Origin of the sequence: Burkholderia oklahomensis C6786 (genome assembly GCF_000959365.1) — a bacterium.
Taxonomy (GTDB): Bacteria; Pseudomonadota; Gammaproteobacteria; order Burkholderiales; family Burkholderiaceae; genus Burkholderia; species Burkholderia oklahomensis.
The window spans coordinates 3,607,478-3,629,615 of record NZ_CP009555.1 but is presented as its reverse complement, the minus strand read 5'-3'; the positions used below and the strand labels follow the sequence as shown (position 1 = coordinate 3,629,615).

At 67.1% G+C, this 22,138-nt stretch carries 17 protein-coding genes and 1 pseudogene; 4 read left to right on the top strand and 14 right to left on the bottom strand.

The features are described from left to right. Positions 1–6 precede the first annotated feature (6 nt). The 3 genes from bktB to rimO form a co-directional block, all read right to left on the bottom strand. Entirely contained in the window at positions 7–1,191 is a 1,185-nt protein-coding gene (gene bktB, locus BG90_RS16160) for a beta-ketothiolase BktB (protein ID WP_010103295.1), read from the bottom strand. Positions 1,192–1,265: 74 nt separating this feature from the next. Beyond that, a complete protein-coding gene (locus BG90_RS16155) occupies positions 1,266–2,192 on the bottom strand; it encodes a sugar kinase (protein ID WP_010115124.1) in 927 nt (308 codons plus the stop codon). A gap of 2 nt (positions 2,193–2,194) precedes the next feature. Beyond that, complete coding sequence (gene rimO / locus BG90_RS16150; RefSeq protein WP_010115122.1) at positions 2,195–3,565, bottom strand: 30S ribosomal protein S12 methylthiotransferase RimO; 1,371 nt, start codon at positions 3,563–3,565, stop codon at positions 2,195–2,197. Positions 3,566–3,980: 415 nt separating this feature from the next. Between rimO and BG90_RS16145 the strand changes: the two genes are divergently transcribed. Beyond that, positions 3,981–4,403, top strand: a complete 423-nt coding sequence (locus tag BG90_RS16145) for a GNAT family N-acetyltransferase (RefSeq protein ID WP_010115121.1) — start codon at positions 3,981–3,983, stop codon at positions 4,401–4,403. A gap of 322 nt (positions 4,404–4,725) precedes the next feature. On the opposite strand, the gene phaR is transcribed toward BG90_RS16145, so the two are convergent. From phaR to BG90_RS16115, 6 genes are all read right to left on the bottom strand, one after another. Continuing rightward, on the bottom strand, positions 4,726–5,295 hold the full coding sequence (phaR, locus tag BG90_RS16140) for a polyhydroxyalkanoate synthesis repressor PhaR (RefSeq protein ID WP_010103286.1): 570 nt from the start codon (positions 5,293–5,295) through the stop codon (positions 4,726–4,728). A 137-nt stretch (positions 5,296–5,432) separates the two neighbouring features. After that, complete coding sequence (locus BG90_RS16135; protein WP_010103285.1) at positions 5,433–6,173, bottom strand: 3-ketoacyl-ACP reductase; 741 nt, start codon at positions 6,171–6,173, stop codon at positions 5,433–5,435. Positions 6,174–6,299: 126 nt separating this feature from the next. Further along, the gene (locus BG90_RS16130) at positions 6,300–7,481 is read right to left on the bottom strand and encodes an acetyl-CoA C-acetyltransferase (protein ID WP_010103284.1); all 1,182 of its coding nucleotides are present in this window, start codon (positions 7,479–7,481) and stop codon (positions 6,300–6,302) included. Positions 7,482–7,577: 96 nt separating this feature from the next. Further along, positions 7,578–9,377, bottom strand: a complete 1,800-nt coding sequence (gene phaC / locus BG90_RS16125) for a class I poly(R)-hydroxyalkanoic acid synthase (protein ID WP_010103282.1) — start codon at positions 9,375–9,377, stop codon at positions 7,578–7,580. A gap of 501 nt (positions 9,378–9,878) precedes the next feature. Beyond that, positions 9,879–10,736, bottom strand: a complete 858-nt coding sequence (pgeF, locus tag BG90_RS16120; protein ID WP_045568221.1) for a peptidoglycan editing factor PgeF — start codon at positions 10,734–10,736, stop codon at positions 9,879–9,881. A 6-nt stretch (positions 10,737–10,742) separates the two neighbouring features. Beyond that, positions 10,743–11,930 (bottom strand): RluA family pseudouridine synthase, encoded by a 1,188-nt coding sequence (locus BG90_RS16115; RefSeq protein ID WP_010103279.1) that lies wholly within the window; start codon positions 11,928–11,930, stop codon positions 10,743–10,745. Positions 11,931–11,983: 53 nt separating this feature from the next. Between BG90_RS16115 and BG90_RS16110 the strand changes: the two genes are divergently transcribed. Further along, entirely contained in the window at positions 11,984–12,808 is an 825-nt protein-coding gene (locus BG90_RS16110) for an outer membrane protein assembly factor BamD (RefSeq protein ID WP_010103277.1), read from the top strand. Between the two features lie 156 nt (positions 12,809–12,964). On the opposite strand, the gene BG90_RS16105 is transcribed toward BG90_RS16110, so the two are convergent. The 3 genes from BG90_RS16105 to BG90_RS16095 form a co-directional block, all read right to left on the bottom strand. Then, positions 12,965–15,220 carry a DNA repair helicase YoaA gene (locus BG90_RS16105; protein WP_010115097.1) on the bottom strand — a complete coding sequence of 752 codons (2,256 nt, stop codon included), beginning with the start codon at positions 15,218–15,220 and terminating at the stop codon, positions 12,965–12,967. Positions 15,221–15,279: 59 nt separating this feature from the next. After that, positions 15,280–15,495, bottom strand: a complete 216-nt coding sequence (locus BG90_RS16100) for an HP1242/YdcH family protein (RefSeq protein WP_010103275.1) — start codon at positions 15,493–15,495, stop codon at positions 15,280–15,282. 109 nt (positions 15,496–15,604) lie between these two features. Next, positions 15,605–16,363, bottom strand: a complete 759-nt coding sequence (locus BG90_RS16095; protein WP_010115096.1) for a hypothetical protein — start codon at positions 16,361–16,363, stop codon at positions 15,605–15,607. A gap of 140 nt (positions 16,364–16,503) precedes the next feature. Between BG90_RS16095 and BG90_RS16090 the strand changes: the two genes are divergently transcribed. Then, the gene (locus BG90_RS16090; protein WP_045568220.1) at positions 16,504–18,828 is read left to right on the top strand and encodes a Tex family protein; all 2,325 of its coding nucleotides are present in this window, start codon (positions 16,504–16,506) and stop codon (positions 18,826–18,828) included. Positions 18,829–19,107: 279 nt separating this feature from the next. Here the strand turns inward: BG90_RS16090 and BG90_RS16085 are convergent. Both BG90_RS16085 and BG90_RS16080 read right to left on the bottom strand, forming a co-directional pair. Then, a pseudogene (locus tag BG90_RS16085) lies at positions 19,108–19,787 on the bottom strand (IS110 family transposase). Between the two features lie 187 nt (positions 19,788–19,974). Continuing rightward, positions 19,975–21,867 (bottom strand): potassium transporter Kup, encoded by a 1,893-nt coding sequence (locus BG90_RS16080; protein WP_010103270.1) that lies wholly within the window; start codon positions 21,865–21,867, stop codon positions 19,975–19,977. On the opposite strand from BG90_RS16080, the gene BG90_RS32985 reads away from it, so the two are divergent. Then, on the top strand, positions 21,832–22,026 hold the full coding sequence (locus tag BG90_RS32985) for a hypothetical protein (RefSeq protein ID WP_010103269.1): 195 nt from the start codon (positions 21,832–21,834) through the stop codon (positions 22,024–22,026). The genes BG90_RS16080 and BG90_RS32985 overlap by 36 nt on opposite strands. Positions 22,027–22,138: the final 112 nt, after the last annotated feature.

The following is a 22,138-nucleotide window of genomic DNA, read 5'->3' as shown; positions in this document are numbered from 1 at the left end:
CTCTCGTCACAGACGCTCGAACACCGCGGCGATGCCCTGCCCGCCGCCGATGCACATCGTCACGAGCGCGTAGCGCCCGCCGATACGCTGCAGTTCGTACAGCGCCTTCACGGTGATGAGCGCGCCCGTCGCACCGATCGGATGGCCGAGCGAGATGCCCGAGCCGTTCGGGTTGACCTTCGCCGGATCGAAGCCGAGCTCGTTCGCCACCGCGCACGCCTGCGCGGCGAACGCTTCGTTCGCCTCGATCACGTCGAGATCGGCGACCGTGATTCCCGCGCGCTCGAGCGCCTTGCGCGTCGCGGGCACGGGGCCGATGCCCATGTACGCCGGATCGACGCCCGCATGCGCATACGAAACGAGGCGCGCGAGCGGCTTCGCGCCGCGCTTCTCGGCCGCGCCGCGCTCCATCAGCACGACCGCGGCGGCGGCATCGTTGATGCCCGATGCGTTGCCCGCCGTCACCGTGCCGTTCTCCTTGACGAACACCGCTTTGAGCTTCGAGAAGTCGTCGGGCGATGCGTCGTGGCGCACGTGCTCGTCGGCGTCGAACACGACCGTGCCCTTCCTCGACGCGATCTCGATCGGCAGGATCTGCTCCTTGAAGTAGCCGGACTTCGTCGCGTGCGACGCGCGCCGATGCGATTCGAGCGCGAGCGCGTCCTGCGCTTCGCGCGTGATCCCGTACTTCGCGGCGACGTTCTCGGCCGTCACGCCCATGTGGATCGACTGGAACGGGTCGTTGAGCGCGCCGATCATCATGTCGACGAGGCGTGCGTCGCCCATCCGCTGACCGAAGCGCGCGGCGGGCATCGAATAAGGCGCGCGGCTCATGTTTTCCGCGCCGCCCGCGACCGCGATGTCCGCGTCGCCGAGCAGCACGCTCTGCGCGGCTGACACGATCGCCTGCAGCCCCGAGCCGCACAGACGGTTCAGCGTCAGCGCGGGCGCGTGCTGCGCGACGCCGCCGTCGATCGCCGCGACGCGCGCGAGGTACATGTCCTTCGGTTCCGTGTGCACGACGTTGCCGAACACGACGTGGCCGACTTCGTCGCCCGACACCTGCGCGCGCGCGAGCACCTCGCGCACGACCCGCGCGCCGAGCTCGGTCGGCGCGAAATCCTTCAGGCTGCCGCCGAAATCGCCGATCGCGGTGCGCACACCGCTTACCACCACTACTTCGCGTTGCATCGTTGCCTCCCTTTCTTCTCTTGATGAAAACCGATGGAGCACGCGGCCGCCGCCGCGCGCGTCACGCATTCGAGTCACGCATTCAATAGCCGTTCGACCGCGTCGCGCGACGGGATCGGCGCAACCGCGCCGAAGCCCTGCGTCGACAAGGCGGCTGCCGCGTTCGCGTAGCGCGCGGCCGCGAACGGATCGTCGCCCGCGATGAGCCGCGCGACGAACGCGCCGCCGAAGCAGTCGCCCGCCCCCGTCGCGTCGACCGCGTCGACGACGAAGCCGGGCACGACGCGCCGCTCGTCGGGCGTCGCGACATACGCGCCTTCACGGCCGAGCTTCAGCGCGACGACGCTCGGCCCGTAGCCGAGCAGCGCGTCGACGATCGCGTCGCGCTCGTCGAGCCCGGTGAGCGCCGTCACGTCGTCCCAGCTCGGCAGGCAGACGTCCGTGTGGCGCAGCGCCTCGCACATCGCCGCACGCGCGCGCGGCAGCGGCCAGAGCTTGAGACGCAGGTTCGTGTCGAAGCTCACGCGCGCGCCGTTCGCCCGCGCGTGCGCGATCGCGGCGAACGCCGCGTCGCACGCGCTCGTGCTGATCGCGAGACTCACGCCCGACAAATGGACGAAACGCGCGGCCGCAAGCGCATCGAGCGGCAGATCGCGGACCGCATAGCGGCTCGCGGCCGAGCCCGCGCGCAGGTAATCGAACGCGTGGCCGTGCTCGCCGTGCGACACGAAATAGACGCCCGTCGGCGCGCGCTCGTCGATCCGCACGTACGACGTGTCGACGTGCTCGCGTCGCCAAAGATCGAGCAGCAGGCGGCCGAAGTGATCGTCGCCGACCGCCGACACGAAGCCCGCTCGCGCCCCCTGCCGCGCGGCCGCGACGCAGAAGTTCGACGTATCGCCGCCGAAGCCCTGCAGATAGTTCGGCTCGCCCGGCCGCGCCTGATTGAATTCGACCATCGCCTCGCCGAGCGCGAGCACGTCGGGGAACGTCGCGGACATCGTCAGACCTCGCCCCACAGATCGTGGCCGTCCGCGCCCGTGATCTTCACGGACACGAAATCGCCGACCTTGTAGCGCTTCGACGCCTTGGTCGCGGGCTCGACATAGACGACGCCGTCGATCTCCGGCGCATCGGCCGCAGTGCGGCCGATCCCGCCTTCCGCGTTGACCTCGTCGATCAGCACCTTGAGCGTCTTGCCGACCTTGCGCTCGATGCGCGCGGCCGACACCGCCTCGGCAACCTCCATGAAGCGCGCGCGGCGCGCCTCGCGCACGTCGTCGGGCAGCGCGCCGTCGAGCTCGTTCGCGCTCGCGCCTTCGACCGGAGAATACGCGAAGCAGCCGACGCGATCGAGCTCGGCCTCGCGAATGAAGTCGAGGAGCGTCTCGAATTGCGCCTCGGTCTCGCCCGGGAAGCCCGCGATGAACGTGCTGCGGATCGTCAGATCCGGGCAGATCTCGCGCCACTTCTGCACGCGCTCGAGCACCTTCTCCGCATTCGCCGGGCGCTTCATGCGCTTTAGCACGTCCGGGTGCGCGTGCTGGAACGGCACGTCGAGATACGGCAGCACATGGCCCTTCAGCGGGCCTTCGGCCATCATCGGGATGATCTCGTCGACGTGCGGATACGGATAGACATAATGCAGACGCACCCACGCGCCGTACTGCGCCGCGAGCTCGCCGAGCGCGCCGACGAGCTCGGTCATCCGGGTCTTGAGCGGACGGCCGTTCCAGAAGCCCGTGCGGTACTTGACGTCGACGCCGTACGCGCTCGTGTCCTGCGAGATCACGAGCAGTTCCTTCACGCCGGACTTGAACAGGTTCTCGGCTTCGAGCATCACCTCGGCGACGGGCCGCGACACGAGGTCGCCGCGCATCGACGGAATGATGCAGAACGAGCAGCGATGATTGCAGCCTTCGGAGATCTTCAGATACGCATAATGGCGCGGCGTGAGCTTGATGCCCGCGGCCGGCACGAGATCGACGAACGGATCGTGCGGCTTCGGCAGATGGCTGTGCACGGCCTGCATCACTTCGCCGACCGCGTGCGGGCCCGTGACGGCGAGCACTTTCGGATGCACTTCCTCGATGAGGCCGGAGCCGCTCGCGCTCTTCTTCGCGCCGAGACAGCCGGTGACGATCACCTTGCCGTTTTCGGCGAGCGCTTCGCCGATCGCGTCGAGGCTCTCCTGAACGGCTTCGTCGATGAAGCCGCAGGTGTTGACGACGACGAGATCCGCGCCATCGTACGTGCCGGAGATCTCGTAGCCTTCCGCGCGCAACTGGGTGATGATCTGCTCGGAGTCGACGAGGGCCTTCGGGCACCCGAGGCTGACGAACCCGACCGTGGGCGTGGCACTCGCCTTACCCATTGATTCCAAATGATTCTTCACTAATGCATCCGTGTCTTGTGGGAGCCGCGAAGCGCGCGGCTGCGAAGCCCGCATTTTACCCCGTCGGGCGACGCCTCCGGCCGTCGGCGCCTGTAAATCCTGTCGAGCGACCCTACCAGCGGCGGGAGGCCGACGCGTGGCCGGATAGAGCCGCGACGGCGGGCGCACGGACCAGCCCGGAAGCGACGACCGCTGCCGTCGGAGGCATCAAAAATGGGGATCGGCACGCTCGGCGTGGGCCCCTCCACGCATCCATCCCACCCGACAGAAATACGACAGGTTCATCCGGGAAGAACAGCCTCGCGATTTCGACGCGACTCGCGCGATCGTCGAAGACACTTTTCGCGGTCACAATTCGCGGAACGAGACAGGCCACGTCCCGCGCGAGCATCTGATGATCGACGCATTGCGCAAGGACGATGCGCTCACGCTCGGTCTCGTCGCCGTGGACGACGACGCAATCGTCGGTCACATCGCATTCCCGCCCGTGCTGAACGACGGGAAGCGGCTCGACTGGTATGCGCTCGCACCGCTGGCCGTGCGGCCGGATCGACAAAACGCGGGCGTCGGCGGCGTACTGGCGCGCGAAGGGCTCGATCGGCTGCGCCTGCTGGGCGCACATGGCTGCGTCGTGCTCGGGCACCCAGACCATTACGGCCGCTTCGGATTTATCGCGCGTGCTGCGCTGAGCCTCACCGGCGTGCCGCCCGAGTATTTCATCGCGCGGTCGTTCACGACCGATTTGCCCTGGGGCGCCGTCACGTTCCACGCGACGTTTTCCGACGAATCCCGACAGGTCCGCACGTTCGTCATATGACGATTGCCGCGCGACACCCAGCCGGAACGGCGCAACGATGATGTGGAGATGAGATCCCGCTCGCCGCGACGCGAGCGAGCGAGCGCCGTCCGCGGTCTTGCTCGCGCACCCGCACACGCGATTGCCGGCAAACCCGATCGAATCCAACGGGCACCGCACGCCATCCCCGGCCTGCGGCACGCGCCGGCCGCCGCCTCGCGGCCGCGCGCATCGAAGCAGATCATGGCCGGCGCCGGGCGCGACAACCCGTCCGGCCGCCGCACTGCGGCCACAAGACCGCCACGCGACGCGGCCGCGCCGAACGGCGCCGCGCCGTCTCCGCTTACTTCTTCTCGGGCTCGCTGCCCGGCGGCGTCGGCTTGAACGGGAACGAGCTGAACATCGTCTTCGCCTGGTTCTGCATCTGCTCCTGCATCTGCACGAACATGTTCTTCGACTGCTCGATGTAGCTCGTCATCATCCCTTGCATCATCGGCGCCTGCATGTTCATGAACTGCGACCAGACTTCCGGATTCATCGCATTGTTTTCGTACAGGCTCTTCGATTGGTCGGCGAGCTTGCTCTGGATGTCGATGAACGCCTGGATGTTCTTCTCCAGATACGCACCCATCATCCCCTGCATCGCATGCCCGTAGAAACGGATGATCTGCGACAGCATCGACGACGAGAACATCGGCACGCCGCCGCTTTCCTCTTCGAGAATGATCTGCAGCAGAATGCTGCGGGTCAGGTCTTCGTTGCTCTTCGCATCGATGACCTTGAAATCCTCCTGGCCAAGCACGAGCTGCTTCACGTCGGTCAACGTAATGTAGGTGCTCGTCTCCGTATCGTACAAACGGCGGTTCGGATACTTCTTGATCAGCCGTTCGCCAGTTTTCTTTGTAGTAGTCATGTAACGCCTTTGAGCGCCTGATGAGCGCAGTGACGGCACCCGGTGCCGCACGCAGTGCACGACCGCGCGCGGCACCGGGCGTTCCCGGAACATCCGACCCACACGGCCGGACGGCATGCGCCGCCCGGCCGCATGGCTCAGCCCATATGCAAGCCGCCGTTCAGCGAGAAATCGGCGCCCGTCGAAAAGCCGGACTCTTCCGACGCGAGCCAGGCGACGATCGAGCCGATCTCGTCGGGCGAGCCAAGACGGCGCACCGGGATCGTCGCGACGATCTTCTCGAGCACGTCCGGACGAATCGCCTTCACCATGTCCGTGCCGATGTAGCCCGGCGACACCGTGTTGACCGTCACGCCCTTCGTCGCGACTTCCTGCGCGAGCGACATCGTGAAGCCGTGAATGCCCGCCTTCGCGGTCGAGTAGTTCGTCTGGCCGAACTGCCCCTTCTGGCCGTTCACCGACGAGATATTGATGATGCGCCCCCAGCCGCGCTCGACCATGCCGTCGATCACCTGCTTCGTGACGTTGAAGAGACTCGTCAGGTTCGTGTCGATCACGGCCGTCCAGTCTTCGCGCGTCATCTTGCGGAACACGACGTCGCGCGTGATGCCCGCGTTGTTGACGAGCACGTCGACCTCGCCGATCTCGGCCTTGACCTTGTCGAACGCCAGCTTCGTCGAATCCCAGTCGCCGACGTTGCCTTCGGACGCATGGAACTCGTAGCCGAGCGCCTTCTGGTCCTCGAGCCATTTCACGCGGCGCGGCGAGTTCGGGCCGCAGCCCGCGACCACCTTGAAGCCGTCCTTGAACAGGCGCTGGCAGATGCTCGTGCCGATGCCGCCCATCCCGCCCGTTACGTAAGCAATTCGCTGAGACATAACCATCACTCCATTATCGTTTTGAGAAGCGCCGAGCGGCAACCTCTCCGTCGCCTGCCTGCCGATCCGCCTGTTCGCCGGGTCGCGCCAACCGGCACGGCCCGGCCGGTTGCCGCCTGATTCGCGTTACGGACGCTCGACCGCGAGCGCGACGCCCATTCCGCCGCCGATGCAAAGCGACGCGAGGCCGCGTTTCGCATCGCGCTTCTGCATTTCGTGCAGCAGCGTGACGAGGATCCGGCAGCCCGATGCGCCGATCGGATGGCCGATCGCGATCGCGCCGCCGTTCACGTTGACCTTCGACGTATCCCAGCCCATCTGCTTGTGGACCGCGAGCGCCTGCGCGGCGAACGCCTCGTTGATCTCCATCAGGTCGAGATCGCCGACCGACCAGCCCGCGCGCTCGAGACAGCGTCGTGATGCCGGCACGGGACCCATGCCCATCACGCTCGGATCGACGCCCGCGTTCGCATACGCCTTGATCCGCGCAAGCGGCTCGAGGCCGAGCGCCTCGGCCTTCTTCGCCGACATCACGAGCACCGCGGCCGCGCCGTCGTTGATGCCGGACGCGTTCGCGGCCGTCACCGTGCCGTCCTTCGCGAATGCGGGTTTCAGGCCCGCGAGCGACTCGGCCGTCACGCCGTGGCGGACGAACTCGTCGGTCGCGAAGCGAAGCGGCTCGCCCTTGCGCTGCGGGATCTCGACCGGCACGATCTCGTCGTCGAAGCGGCCCGCCTTCTGCGCGGCTTCTGCCTTGTTCTGCGACAGCGCGGCGAACTGGTCCTGCTCTTCGCGCGTGATGCCGTATTCCTTCGCGACGTTCTCCGCCGTGACGCCCATGTGGTACTTGTTATAGACGTCCCACAGGCCGTCGACGATCATGCTGTCGACGAGCTTCGCGTCGCCCATCCGAAAGCCGTCGCGCGAGCCCGGCAGCACGTGCGGCGCGGCGCTCATGTTCTCCTGGCCGCCCGCGACGACGATTTCCGCATCGCCCGCGACGATCGCGTTCGCGGCGAGCATCACGGCCTTCAGGCCCGAGCCGCACACCTTGTTGATCGTCATGCCGGGCACCGCGCTCGGCAGCCCCGCCGCGATCAGCGCCTGGCGCGCCGGGTTCTGGCCCGAGCCCGCCGTCAGCACCTGGCCCAGGATCACTTCGCTGATCTGCTCCGGCTTCACGCCCGCTCGCTCGAGCACCGCGCGGATCACTGTCGCGCCGAGCTCCGGCGCGGCGATCTTCGCGAGCGAGCCGCCGAACTTGCCGACCGCGGTACGCGCGGCCGATACGATCACTACGTCAGTCATTTCACTATCCTCCGAGCGAACACGGCACGGCGCGCCGCGAACCGCCCTGTTAAAAATCGGTAGCGAAGGAAAGCGTGCTCCGCCTTCCGCCGTTCGTCAATCGCGCCGCATCACATACCGGCCGGGCGCGGGCTCGATCACCGGGAAGCGCGCGGAGCCGAGCTGCGCGCGCGGCTTCACCTTGCGGCCGCCGTACTGACCGAGCCACTCGATCCACTCCGGCCACCAGCTGCCCGGATGCTCGGTCGCCGCGTCGAGCCAGTCGCTCGCCGATTCCGGCAGCTCCTTCGCACCCGCGTCGTAGGTCCAGTAGCTGCGCTTCTTCTTCGCGGGCGGGTTGATGACGCCCGCGATGTGGCCCGACGCGCCGAGCACGAACTTGAGCGGCCCCGTCAGCAGCGACGTCGATTCGTATGCGGTCTGCCACGGCACGATGTGATCCTCGCGCGAGCCGTAGATGAAGGTCGGCAAGTCGATCCGCGACAGATCGACGGGCTCGCCGCACACCGTGAGCGCGTCCGGCTCGCGCAGTTTGTTCTCGAGATAGGTGTTCCGCAGATACCACGCGTACATCGGGCCGGGCAGGCTCGTCGAATCGCTGTTCCAGTACAGAAGGTCGAACGGCGCCGGCGTGCGGCCCTTCAGGTAATTGTCGACGACGTAGTTCCAGACGAGATCGTTCGGACGCAGGAACGAGAACGTGTTCGCGAACTCGACGCCGCGCATCAGGCCCGGCGTCGCGCCGTTCTTGCCGCCGATCGTCTGCTCGCGCATTTGCACGTGCGCTTCGTCGACGAACACGTCGAGGATGCCCGTATCGGAGAAGTCGAGCATCGCGGTGAGGAGCGTCATCGATGCGGCCGGATGCTCGCCGCGCGCGGCGAGCACCGCGAGCGCCGTCGCAAGCATCGTGCCGCCGACGCAAAAGCCGAGCGTGTTGATCTGCTCGCGCCCGCTCACCTGCTGGACGACGTCGATCGCGGCGAGGAGCCCCTCGTCCATATAGTCGTCCCAGGTCTTGTGCGCGACCGACGCGTCGGCGTTGCGCCACGACACCAGATAGACCTGATGGCCGCACGAAAGCGCATGCGCGACGAGCGAATTCTCCGGCTGCAGATCGAGGATATAGAACTTGTTGATGCAAGGCGGCACGATGAGAAGCGGCCGCTCGAAGACGGTTGCCGTCGTCGGCTTGTACTGGATCAACTGGATCAGGTCGTTCTCGTAGACGACCGCGCCTTCCGTCACCGCGAGATTCTTGCCGACGACGAACTGCGATTCGTCCGTCTGCGAGATCTTGCCGCGCTGCATGTCGGCGAGCAGGTTCATCATCCCGAGCCGCAGGCTCTCGCCTTGCGTCTCGACGAGATTCTTCTGCGCCTCGGGATTGAGCGCGAGGAAGTTGCTCGGCGACGCCGCGGCCGTCCATTGCTGGACCGTGAAGCGGATCCGCTCGCGGGTCTTCGGATCGGTCTCGAGCGCGTCGGCGAGCTCCTGCAGATAGCGCGCGTTCAGCAGATACCACGCGGCCGCGAACGCGTGCGCGGGCGACGCCTTCCACGCGTCCGAGCTGAAGCGCCGGTCCTTCAGATCAGGGGCGGCCGGCGTCGCGGCCGTCGCCTGCTGGATCAGTGCGAGACAATCGCGCGAATAGTCGGCCTGCAGCTTCTGCAGTCGCGCGGGCGGCACCGACGCGACGGGCGCGAGCCCCGCGAACGACGCGGCCGCGCCGGGCCATTCGGGCATCGGCGGCATCTTCGGCATTGCGAACGGGAACGACTGAGGCGGCTGGAACGCCGCGAACGGCGGCTGCGCTAGCGCGCCGCCTGCTGCTGCCCGGGCCGGGTCTGCGAAGCCGCGCCACGCGCTGAGCCAGGCCTCGAACATCTGTTGCATGGGCTGGGTCGCCGATCCGGCTGTCTCGCGACCCTGGGGAGTATCCGTATGAGAGGACGTCGACGAATTTTTCGATGCTGTCATACCTGCCTTAACGGTGGTTCCTCGGTGTTTCCTCGGTATTGCCTGCGGGGACCCTGGAAATCCTGCTCGAGCCGCATGATGTCGACCACCCACTGCGCGCCCCGTCCAGCCGGGCGTCGCGCTCCGGAGCGTTTCTCCAGATTCTGCCGCAGTGCAGTAGTTTTATCATTATCGTTTTCCCCATGTGATCCGTCACCTCCGACAACACATGCTTCGCAAACCGGAATGACTGTTGCGAAACGCGCCGCGCGAGGCCCGGCGGCCACGCCCGGCCAATTGGGCCGGCGAGAGTCTAAGCGATCTTGATGACAGCAATCGCACAGAGCGGCGCAGCAAATCGCGCCAGGCGGCGCGGCGAAAATACCGCTTCGACTCCGTAGTGACTTGCAATAAAGGGCCGCTCGCGGCGGGCGGCCGTCATTCGGCAAGCCAGATCATCGCGGCCATGCGGCCCGTCACGCGATCGCGCCGATACGAATAGAAGCGCGCGCGCTCGGTCACCGTGCACGCGGCGGCGCCGCTCACGCGCGTGACGCCGGCTCGCGCGAGGCGCAGCCGCGCGAGCGCATGGAGATCCGCCAGATACTTGCCGGGGGCGTCCGCCCGCGGCGCGAACGCGCGCTCGGTCGCCGCATAATCGGCGAGCGGCGCCGCATCGAGAAAGGCCGAACGCACTTCGGCGCCGACTTCGAACGCGGTCGGGCCGATCGCCGGTCCGAGATACGCATGAAGACCGTCGACGCGGCCGCCCGCCAACGCCGCGACGCGCTCGGCCGTCTTCTCGACGATCCCCGCGACGAGGCCGCGCCAGCCCGCGTGTGCCGCGCCGACGGCGCGGCCCGCGCCGTCGCACAGCAGCACCGGCAGACAGTCGGCGACCATCACGACGCAGACCGCGCCCGGCGTCGCGGCCACGCTCGCGTCCGCGCGCACGACGCCGCCTGCTCCCGCCTCGCCCGATTCGCCCGCGCTCGCGGCAAGCACGTCCTCCGCGCGCACGACGTCCGTGCCGTGCACCTGGTCGAGCCAGGCCGCGCGCGACTCGCCTGTCAACGCGAGCAGCCGCGCGCGGTTCGTCTCGACGTGCGCCGGGTCGTCGCCCGTATGCCGGCCGAGGTTCATCCCGCCCGCGACCTCGCCCGCGTCGCCCCAACCGCCGTAAGGTGGCTCGCTCACGCCGCCGTTGCGCGTCGAGACGAGCGCGCGCACGCGCGGCGGCGCGTGCCAGTCGGGTTGCACGCAATCGGCCAGCGTCAGGGGTCGCAACGTCGTCATCGGCAGTCAATCCTCATCGTCGTCGGCATACGGGATGCCTTCATCGTAACCGTCGTCATAGACCGCGTCGTCATCACCGAATTCCGCATCGTCCGAGCCGAAGCCGAGCGCGTCGACGAGCGCCGCGAGATCGTCCGGCAGCGGCGCGCGCCATTGCATCGTCCGGCCGGTCGCGGGATGGACGAGGCCGAGCCGCCACGCGTGCAGCGCCTGCCGCGCGAAGCCGCCCGGCAGCGGCGCGACCGAGCGCTTGCCGCGCGCGCGGCCGTACACCGGATCGCCGAGGAGCGGATGCCCGACGTGCGCGCAGTGTACGCGGATCTGATGCGTGCGCCCGGTCTCGAGATCGCAATGGATCGCCGATACCGGCTGGCGCGCCCACATCGCCGTATCGACCGTGCGGAAATGCGTGCGCGCCGGCTTGCCCGCCGCGCCGGTGACGACCGCCATCCGCGTGCGTTCGCGCGGATCGCGGCCGATCGGCGCATCGATCGTGCCCTCGGCGGGCATCTGCCCCCACGCGAGCGCGAAATAGCGGCGCTTCACCGTGCGCGCCTGCAATTGGCGAATCAGATCGGTCTGCGCGGCGAGCGTGCGCGCGACGACCATCAGGCCCGACGTCTCCTTGTCGAGCCGATGCACGATGCCCGCGCGCGGCAGGCCGGCCGCATCGGCATAGCGGTGCAGCAGGCCGTTCAGCAGCGTGCCGCTCCAGTTGCCCGCGGCCGGGTGGACGACGAGACCGGCCGGCTTGTCGATGACGACGAGCGTGTCGTCCTCGTAGACGACCGACAGCGGCACCGGCTCCGGCGCGAACGCGAGCTGCTCGGGAAGCAGATCCGGCAACAGCTCGATCGTCGCGCCGAGCGGCACGGGCTGCCGGATTTTCGCGAGCGCGCCGTCGACGCGCACGCGCTCCGACTCGATCCATTGCTGCAGACGGCTGCGCGAGAACTCGGGGAAAAGCTGCGCGAGCGCCTTGTCGAGGCGCTCACCCGCAAGCGCGGGCGGCACCTCGATCACGCGCGGCGCATCGGCGCCGGGATCGGCGCTCGCGGGAGCGACGAGCGCGTCGCTCGTCAGATCGTCGTCGAGCGAATCGCCGGGAGAAGCGTCGGCGGGGCCGGCGCTTGGGCTATAATCGTCGCGGTTTGACGTGCCCGTACGGGCATTTAACGAACTTGAACGGGTCATTTAGACTGGGTCACTTGAGACTTGAAGCTAGGACAATGCGAGCCCTATTCACCATGATGCATTCGACCAAACGCGTCGCGAAACCTGCGGCAGCCTGGGCCGCGCTGGCTGCGGCCGCGGCGCTCGTCGCGGGCTGCCACGGCTTGCCGCAGAAGACCGATGAGACGGCAGCCTGGTCGAACAACAAATTATACTCAGAGGCTCAGGATGCATTGACGGGCGGCGACTGGGGCAAGTGCGCGAAATACTTCGAAGCGCTGCAGGGCCGCGATCCGTTCGGCCATTTCGCGCAGCAGGCGCAGATCAACGTCGCCTACTGCAACTGGAAGGACAACGAAGCGGCCGCGGCCGACCAGGCGATCGACCGCTTCATCCAGCTCCACCCGGATCACCCTGATATTGCCTACGCGTACTACCTGAAGGGGATGATCCACTTCAACGACGACCTCGGTCTCTTCGGCCGCTTCTCCGGCCAGGACATGAGCGAGCGCGATCCGCAGGCGCTGCGCGAATCGTATGACGCATTCAAGGTCGTCGTCGACCGCTATCCGAAAAGCAAGTACGCGCCGGACGCGGCCGCGCGAATGCGCTACATCGTCAACGCGCTCGCATCGCACGAAGTGCACTCGGCCGACTACTACTATCGGCGCGGCGCGTACGTCGCGGCGATCAACCGCGCGCAGCTCGCGATCAAGGAATACAAGAACGCACCCGCGATCGAGGACGCACTGCACATCATGATGCTGTCGTACGCGAAGCTGAATCAGCCCCAGCTCGCCGACGACACGAAGCGCGTGCTCGCGTCGACGTTCCCGGACAGCCCGTACGTCACGGGCCGCGCACGGCCGGGCGCGAAGAAGTCGTGGTGGCAATTCTGAGCGTCGCGCGGTCGACGCGGCAAAGAAAAACCCGGCCTGTCGAGCCGGGTTTTTCTTTTTGCACGCCTTCGATCCATGTCGCGATGACTGCGCCGGCCGCGTCGCGCGCCACGCGCCGCCGCGGCCGTCGTCGACGACGCGCCTGGGCGCCCTTGCCTATGCCTGCTCGGCCTCGCGCCGCTCGGTGAAGAATTCGCGCACGACGTCGATCTCGCGCGTGCGCTTGAAGGGCGGCAGGCTCTGCCAGATGCGCCGGCCGTACGGCTTGTCGACGAGGCGCGTGTCGCAGATCATCAGCACGCCGCGATCCGTCTCCGCGCGAATCAGCCGGCCCGCGCCCTGCTTCAGCGTGATGACGGCCTGCGGCAGTTGATGAACGGCGAACGGGCTCAATCCCTTTTTCGTCAGCGCATCGAGCCGCGCGGCCAGCACCGGATCGTCGGGCGGCGCGAACGGCAGCTTGTCGATCACGACGAGCGACAGCGCGTCGCCTCGCACGTCGACGCCTTCCCAGAAACTCTGGCTGCCGACGAGAATCGCGTTGCCGTACGCACGGAACCGATCGAGCAGCTCGGTGCGGCTCGCATCGCCCTGCACGAGGAGCGGCGTGTCCCAGCCGCGCGCCTCGATCGTGTCGCGCAGCTTCGCCGCGATCCGGTCGACCGCGCGCAGCGTCGTGCACAGCACGAACACGCCGCCGCCCGACGCCTCGATCGCCGGCAGCGCGGCGTCGAACACCGCGTCGGTGAACACGGGCGACGACGGCTGCGGCAGGTTCCGCGGCACGTACAGGAGTCCTTGCGTTTGATAGTCGAACGGGCTCGGCAGCGTCATCGAGCGGCGCGCATCGAGGCCCATCTGCGCCGCGTAGTGCGTGAAGTCGCCGCGCACCGACAGCGTCGCCGACGTGAAGATCCACGCGCGAGGCACGCCCGCGCGCTGCTTCGCGAAGATCGGCGCGACGGACAGCGGCGTCTCGTGCAGCTGGACCGTATGCGCGAATACTTCGACCCAGCGCACCTTTTCGTTCGGATCGCCGCGCTCGCCCGCTTCCGCGGCGGCTTGCGCATCGGCTGCGTCTTTTTTCTCGCCGGGCGCGACCCAGCCCGCGAGCAGATCCTGCAGTTCGCGCGCGCGGCGCTGGCATGCCGCAATCGACTCGGCGCGCTCCGCCTGCCCGGCGAGCGCGGTCGACAACGCGTCGAGCGCCGCTTCGACCGCATCGAGTGCGCCGAAAAGCGGATGGCCGTCGCCCAGCTGCGCGAGCGACATGCGCACGATGCCGTCGTCGGCGAACGCGAGCCGCACGTCGCGCGCGGCACGCTCAAGCGCGCCGCCGAGCTTCACCCATTCGACCGCGTCGCGCGCATGCGCGAGGCCCTCGACGACCGAGTCGCGCGCGAGCTCGAGCATCTGCGTCGTCGACAGCGTCTCGCCGAAAAAGAGCGTCGCGGTCTCGGGCAGTTGATGTGCTTCGTCGAAGACGATCGTGTTCGCACTCGGCAGCAGCTCGGCCATCCCGGTATCGCGCAGCATGATGTCCGCGAAGAACAGGTGATGATTGACGACGACGATGTCCGCCTGCTGCGCCTCGCGGCGCGCCTGCATCACGAAGCAGTCCTTGTAATGCGGGCATTCCTGGCCGAGGCAGTTGTCGCGGGTCGACGTGACCATCGACCACACGGGCGACGTCTCCGGCACGCTCGCGAGCTCGGCCTTGTCGCCGCTCTTCGTGAGCTTCGCGAAGCGGACGATGTCCTGCAGGTACGCGGTGTCTTGCCTCGACGGCAGGCGGCCGTTGTCGGCCGTGCGCTGCAGATAGTAATGGCACAGGTAGTTCGCGCGGCCCTTGAGCATCGCGACCGTCACGGGCACCGCGAGCGCGTCGCGCACCGTCGGGATGTCGCGCTGGAACAGTTGATCCTGCAGGTGCTTCGTGCCCGTCGACACGATCACCTTGCCACCCCAGAGCATCGCCGGGACGAGATACGCGTAGGTCTTGCCGGTGCCGGTGCCGGCCTCGACGATCAGCGTGTTGTCGCCGTTGTCGGCTCTTTCGTCGCCGGACGACGCGGCGGGCGCTCCATCGCGGCCGGCGGACGCGCCGTCCTGCAGGCGCCGCGCGGGACGCTTGCGCGTCTCGAAGATCTCGGGCTCGGGCATCAGCTTGCCCGACGCTTCCATCGCGGCGGCGACGGCGCGCGCCATGTCGATCTGCGACGCGCGCGGACGATAGCCGTCGAGCGCGCGCGCGAGCAGGCCGCCGTCGCCGAAAATGGCGTCGAGCTCGTTGATGCGTTTCACGCTCGGCGTGTACGCTCCGGCCGCCGCCCCGGCGTCGGACGTGCGTGAGCGCGCGGCGGACGACTCGTCGCGCCGCGCGTCGGAATTGGCATCAAGCGGTGAATTCAAGGCAAGCGGTTCCTAGTATCCGGCGCTTGCCGCGGCGCCGGCGCTTGCCAGGGCCGCGCCTAAGCGCGCTTATCCGGTTCGAGCTGCGATTGCAGCATGATGATTTTGTCTTTGGCCAGCAGCTTTTCCTTCTTCAGCCGGTGCAGCGCCAGGTCGTCGATATCGGAACGACCCTCCTTCAGCTCGATCTCGCGGGCAAGCTGCCTGTGCAGCTCCTGCAACGACGCCAGTCGGTTGTACAGTTCCTGTTGCGTTTCCGCCAAACGGGTTTGCATACTCGCCTCCTCACTGAACCAGCATGCCGGCCGAGCCGCCCGCATGCCCGAGATTGCCTTGCGAAACCACTACCCAACGTACCGCGTTACCGCCCCTGCTGCTTGGCCGTTACTGCTGCTGTTGCTGCTTCTGCTGCGCCTTCTCGGCGGCCTGCCGCTGGCGCTCCTCGACGTCGGCCTTGTGCTGCGCCGCGTCACGCTGCTTCTGTTCGTAGCGCCCGGCGTTCTCCGCGCGCTGCTGCGCGTCCTTCGCCGCTTGCGCATGCGCTGCATCGAGCTTGCGCTGGAACTCGGCCTGCTTCGCGTCATAGGCCTTCTGGTCCGCCGCGCGCTGCGGCGCCTGCGCGTCGCGTTCCGCGCGCTTCAGCGCGTTTTGCTGCTGCTTGCTTTCGTATGCGGCCGCGCTCGCTTTTTCGTCGGCCGCCCGCTGCGGCGCTTGCGCCTGGCGGCCGGCCTCCTTCAGCGCCAGCTGCCGGTCGCGCTCCTGCGCACGCACCGCGCGCTGCTCGTCGTCGAGCGCCAGCTGTTCCTGGCTGATGCTCGCGCGCTCGGCGCGCATCGTCTCGCGCGCCTTGTCCAGGCAACGATTGACAAAAAACGTGCTGTAGCAGTCGTGCTGGGCCACCGCATAACGATAATCGTTTTCCGCCGTGCGTTGATTGAGCACTTTTTGACGCGCATCGAAATTCGCTGGCGCAGCAAACGTGCCCGCATCGGATGCGGCGGCGACAGGCGCTGCGGTGGCGGATTCGGATATCTGCGCGATGCCGGCGACGGGCGCGCAGGACAGCGTCGCCGCAAGCGCTGCGGCGAACGCGACAACGGAGAATCGGGAGGTAGGCAACGTCGTAGGAAAGCTGCGGGTCATGGGTGAAATTCTAACACCCGCGGCTAGCCCCTTTTGCATTTATGGCAAAATGCCCCGCTCCATTCACCCGCCCACCCCGGCTCGAGGGCGCAGCCGGCCGGACCGGGCGATTTCAGCAGGCAGCAGACGCACATCACGACATGACGGAAACCGTAGCACTCAAGATCGTACAGCGCATCGCCGACGAACTGGCGGTCCAGCCCAGGCAGGTCGCCGCAGCGGTGCAACTCCTCGACGAAGGCTCCACCGTTCCGTTCATCGCCCGCTACCGGAAGGAGGTCACGGGCAACCTGGACGACACGCAGCTGCGCCAGCTCGAAGAACGCCTCCTGTATCTGCGCGAGCTCGAAGAGCGGCGCGCGACGATCATCGCGAGCATCGACGAGCAAGGCAAGCTGACCGACGAGCTGCGCGCGGCGATCGAAGCGGCCGACAGCAAGCAGACGCTCGAGGATCTGTACCTGCCCTACAAGCCGAAGCGCCGCACGCGCGCGCAGATCGCCCGCGAAGCGGGGCTCGAGCCGCTCGCGCAGGCGCTACTCGCGAACCCGCTCCTCGATCCGCAAACGGAAGCCGCCGCATACGTGGACGCCGACAAGGGCGTCGCCGACGTGAAGGCGGCGCTCGACGGCGCGCGCGACATCCTGTCCGAGCAATTCGGCGAGACGGCCGAGCTGCTCGGCAAGCTGCGCGACTACCTGTTCGAGCGCGGCGTCGTGTCGTCGGCCGTCGTCGAGGGCAAGGAAGGCGAGGAAGGCGAGAAATTCCGCGACTACTACGACTACTCGGAAACGATCAAGACGGTGCCGTCGCACCGCGCGCTCGCGCTGTTCCGCGGCCGCAACGCCGGCGTGCTGACCGTCAAGCTCGGGCTCGGCGAAGAGCTCGACGCGCAAGTGCCGCATCCGGGCGAGGCGATGATCGCGCGCCATTTCGGGATCGCGAACCAGAACCGCCCGGCCGACAAGTGGCTGTCCGACGTGTGCCGCTGGTGCTGGCGCGTGAAGGTGCAGCCGCACATCGAGACCGAACTGCTCACGCAGTTGCGCGAGACGGCCGAGCATGAGGCGATCCGCGTGTTCGCGCGCAATCTGAAGGATCTGCTGCTCGCCGCGCCCGCGGGCCCGAAGGCCGTGATCGGTCTCGACCCCGGCCTGCGCACGGGCGTGAAGGTCGCGGTCGTCGACCGCACCGGCAAGCTGCTCGCGACCGACACGATCTACCCGCACGAGCCGCGCCGCGACTGGGACGGCTCGCTCGCGAAGCTCGCGCGCATCGCCGCGCAGACGCAGGCCGAGCTCGTCAGCATCGGCAACGGCACCGCATCGCGCGAGACCGACAAGCTCGCGAGCGAGCTGATCGCGAAGCACCCGGCGCTCGGTCTGCAGAAGATCGTCGTATCCGAAGCGGGCGCGTCCGTCTACTCGGCGTCGGAGCTCGCGGCCAAGGAATTCCCGGAACTCGACGTGTCGCTGCGCGGCGCGGTGTCGATCGCGCGCCGGCTGCAGGACCCGCTTGCCGAGCTCGTGAAGATCGAGCCGAAGGCGATCGGCGTCGGCCAGTATCAGCATGATGTGAATCAGCGCGAGCTCGCGCGCTCGCTCGATGCAGTCGTCGAGGATTGCGTGAACGCGGTCGGCGTCGACGCGAACACCGCGTCGGCCGCCCTTCTTGCGCGCGTGTCGGGCCTCAATGCGACGCTCGCGCGCAACATCGTCGACTATCGCGACGCGAACGGCCCGTTCCCGTCGCGCGAGCACCTGCGCCGCGTGCCGCGCCTCGGCGACAAGACGTTCGAGCAGGCCGCGGGCTTCCTGCGCATCAACGGCGGCGAGAACCCGCTCGATCGCTCGTCGGTGCACCCGGAAGCGTACCCCGTCGTCGAACGGATGCTCGCGAAGATCCAGAAGCGCATCGACGACGTGCTCGGCAGCCGCGACGCGCTCGCGGGCCTGTCGCCCACCGAATTCGTCGACGAACGCTTCGGTCTGCCGACGGTGCGCGACATTCTCTCCGAGCTCGAGAAGCCGGGCCGCGATCCGCGCCCCGAATTCAAGACCGCGACGTTCCGCGAAGGCGTCGAGAAAGTGTCGGACCTCACGCCGGGCATGGTGCTCGAAGGCGTCGTGACGAACGTCGCAGCGTTCGGCGCGTTCGTCGACATTGGCGTCCATCAGGACGGGCTCGTCCACGTGTCCGCGATGTCGACGAAATTCGTCAAGGATCCTCACGAAGTCGTGAAGGCGGGCCAGGTCGTCAAGGTGAAAGTGCTCGACGTCGACGTGAAGCGCCAGCGGATCTCGCTGACGATGCGCCTCGACGACGACGCGGCGCCGAGTGCAGCGGGCAGCGGCGGCGCGGAACGCGGCGGAATGCGCGGCGGCAACCGTCCGCCGCGCGCGCGCGAACCGGAGCCGGCGGGCGCGATGGCCGCCGCGTTCGCAAAGCTCAAGCAGCAGCGCTGAGCGCGCGTCGCCCGCAATGAAATCTATCGCCCCCCCGGTTTTTGCAAGACTGATCTTTGATGATGCGGTTGGCTTGCCTAAATCTATCCGGCGTCGTTGTGGGGATTGCTCCCCGCGCCATGATGAGAATCGCGCCCGAGGGCCCTGAAAAAGCCCTCGGCTTCGAAAGCCGATTCCATTGACAGGTTGTCCGTCAGGCCGGTGTTCACGTCATCCAATTTCAGCGATCGCAAAACCAGGTGGGTGGACTACGGTAAAACGTGATGCGGAATCGAGCGCTCAGGCTGGCATGACGCTCGTTCCCGCATTGAAGGCAGTGTGGCGGCTCGCCCGTGCCCTAGCGGTACGCATGAGCTTGTTTGCCAACGCGCAGGCGACCACATTGGCGTGCCGTTGCGTGAGCATGGTGCGCCCCCAGTCGGCCAATCGACCGCTCTGGCGGTCGAGCCGCTGCATGCAGGCACGAGCGCATCGCACCAGCAGACGCCGGATGCTCTTGTCGACTGGCTGACCGATCGGCAGGCCGATGCCGAATTCGAGCAGAAAGCCATGCATCTGGTTGACGGCCTTCGTGCGGTCGCGGATCAGCGATTCGCGAACCCGATGCAGTGCTGACAGCGCTTGTTGCGATCCGGTTTTCGATGTGACAAAGCGCATGGACGGGCACGAAGCCGCCTCACAGATCGCCTCGGCATCCACGAAGCCGTTCTTGTTGCTCTTGACGAAGGGACGCACGAATTGCGGCGAGATGAGCTTGACCTGCTGCCCGGCGCCGGCCAGTTTGCGAGCCCGGCGCAGGCTTCCCTGACCACCTTGCAGACGTGAAATGCGGCAAAGCACTCGATCCACTGCTTGCGGCTCACCTTCTTGCGAAACACGGCCTTGCCATGCCGACCCCGCCCGTGAAGGTGAAACGAATGCCTGCCCAGATCGATTCCAACCAGCGCGACGCGCTGCATGATGGCCTCCAGAAACAAAAACACCCTACAGCGTAACCTGCGTGCAGGGTGGAGGTGACCATCTCTCGAGCCCGCATCGATGCGGGCTTTTTTGCGGTTGCGGCGCCGGTCGAGGCCGGCAAGCGGCTCAACGCCGCTCATGCGTCGAGCCGCGCCGCTCGACGACGAACGGCGCGGCATGCGTTGCTCAGATCTCGATCTTCGTGCCGAGCTCGACGACGCGGTTGGCGGGAATCGAGAAGAAGTCGGTCGGCTTCGCGGCGTTCTGGTGCATCCACGCGAACACGCGCTCGCGCCAGATCGACATGCCGGGCAGATGGGTCGGCACGACCGTCTCGCGCGCGAGGAAGAACGACGTATCCATCAGCTCGAACGTGATGCCGCGCTGGCGCGCGACTTCCTCGAGCACCGCCTTCACGTCCGGCGTCTCGTTGAAGCCGTACTCCGCCTTGACGATGTAGAGCCCCTCGCCAGCGTCTTGGATCGTCACTCGTTCGTCATCCTTCACATACGGAATGTCGCGCGTGACGAACGTGAGGAACAGCGTGCGCTCGTGCAGCACCTTGTTGTGCTTCAGGTTGTGCAGCAGGCTCACCGGCACGAGCTTGTCGTTGCCGGTCAGATAGATCGCGGTGCCCGACACGCGATGCGGCGGATGTGCGAGCAGCCCCTGCAGGAACGGCGCAAGCGGGATGCCGTCGGCCGCGGTGCGCTCCTTGACGATGTGACGCCCCTTGTACCAGGTCATCAGCAGGAAGAACAGCATCGCGCCGATGCCGAGCGGCAGCCAGCCGCCCTGTTCGACCTTCAGCAGGTTTGCGCCGAAGAAGCCGAGATCGACGACGAGAAACACGCCGATGATGAGCGAGACGAGCAGCTTGTTCCAGTTCCAGACCTTCACCATCACGACGGCGGCGAGGATCGTCGTGATCACCATCGTCGCCGTCACCGCGATGCCGTACGCGGCCGCGAGATTGTCGGAGCTCTTGAAGCCGATCACGATGCAGAGGATCACGAACAACAGCAGCCAGTTGACGACCGGCACGTAGATCTGGCCGATCGCGAGGTCGGACGTGTGCAGGATCTTCATCCGCGGCACGTAGCCGAGCTGGATCGCCTGGCTCGTCAGCGAATACGCGCCCGAGATCACCGCCTGCGACGCGATCACGGTCGCGACCGTCGACAGCACGACGAGCGGCAGCGCCGCCCACTGCGGCGCGAGCAGGAAGAACGGATTCTCGATCGCCTTCGGATCGAGGAGCAGCAGCGCGCCCTGGCCGAAGTAGTTGATCACGAGCGACGGCATCACGAGCACGTACGCGGCGAGCCGGATCGGCTTCGCGCCGAAGTGGCCCATGTCCGCGTAGAGCGCCTCCGCGCCCGTCAGCACGAGCACGACGGAACCGAGCACCACGTATGCGAGCAGCACGTGCTCGGACATGAACGAGAACGCGTAGTACGGATTGATCGCCGCGACGACCATCGGCGCGCGCGCAATGTGATAGACGCCGAGCACCGCGATCGTGACGAACCAGAGCACCATGATCGGGCCGAACAGCTTGCCGACCATCGCCGTGCCGTGCCGCTGGATCCAGAACAGCGCGATCAGGATCACGATCGTGATCGGCAGCACAAGATGCGACAGCTGCGGCGCCGCGACCTCGAGGCCCTCGACCGCGGACATCACCGAGATCGCCGGCGTGATCACCGCGTCGCCGTAGAACATGCACGCGCCGAATATGCCGAGCGCCATCATGAGCCCGGTGATGCGGGACTTCGGATTCAGCGGCCGCAGCGACAGCGCCATCAGCGCGAGCACCCCGCCTTCACCGTTGTTGTCCGCGCGCATCACGAACAGCACGTACTTGATGCCGACGACGAGAATGATCGCCCAGAACAGCAGCGAGATCACACCGAGAATCGAGCTTTGCGTGAGAGGAATGCCATGGGCCGGACTGAACGCTTCCTTGAGCGAGTACAGCGGGCTCGTGCCGATGTCGCCGAAAACCACGCCGATTGCGGCGATCGCGAGCGATTGCAGCGAATGCTGGCGCGTGGACGAGTGATTCGTGTCGGTCATAAAAGCGGTATAAATCCGTGCTGGGGTCGGAAAATCGAGCGCTATTCTAACTGGGCACGCAAAAATGCCGCCCACTGGTGTTGTCAGCGCACCACTGGCGGCGGCGAGCCAAGTGTAGCATGGGGTCGTGACGCTTCCCGCCGCGACGGGGCGTCATGATAGCCGGGCGAAGGCGGCGCGCCTACCCTCTTGCCGCGCGATTCTTCCGGCGCTTGTAAAGAGGACGTAAAAAAAACGGCGCCGTCAGGGCGCCGTTTTCGATGCGGCATTG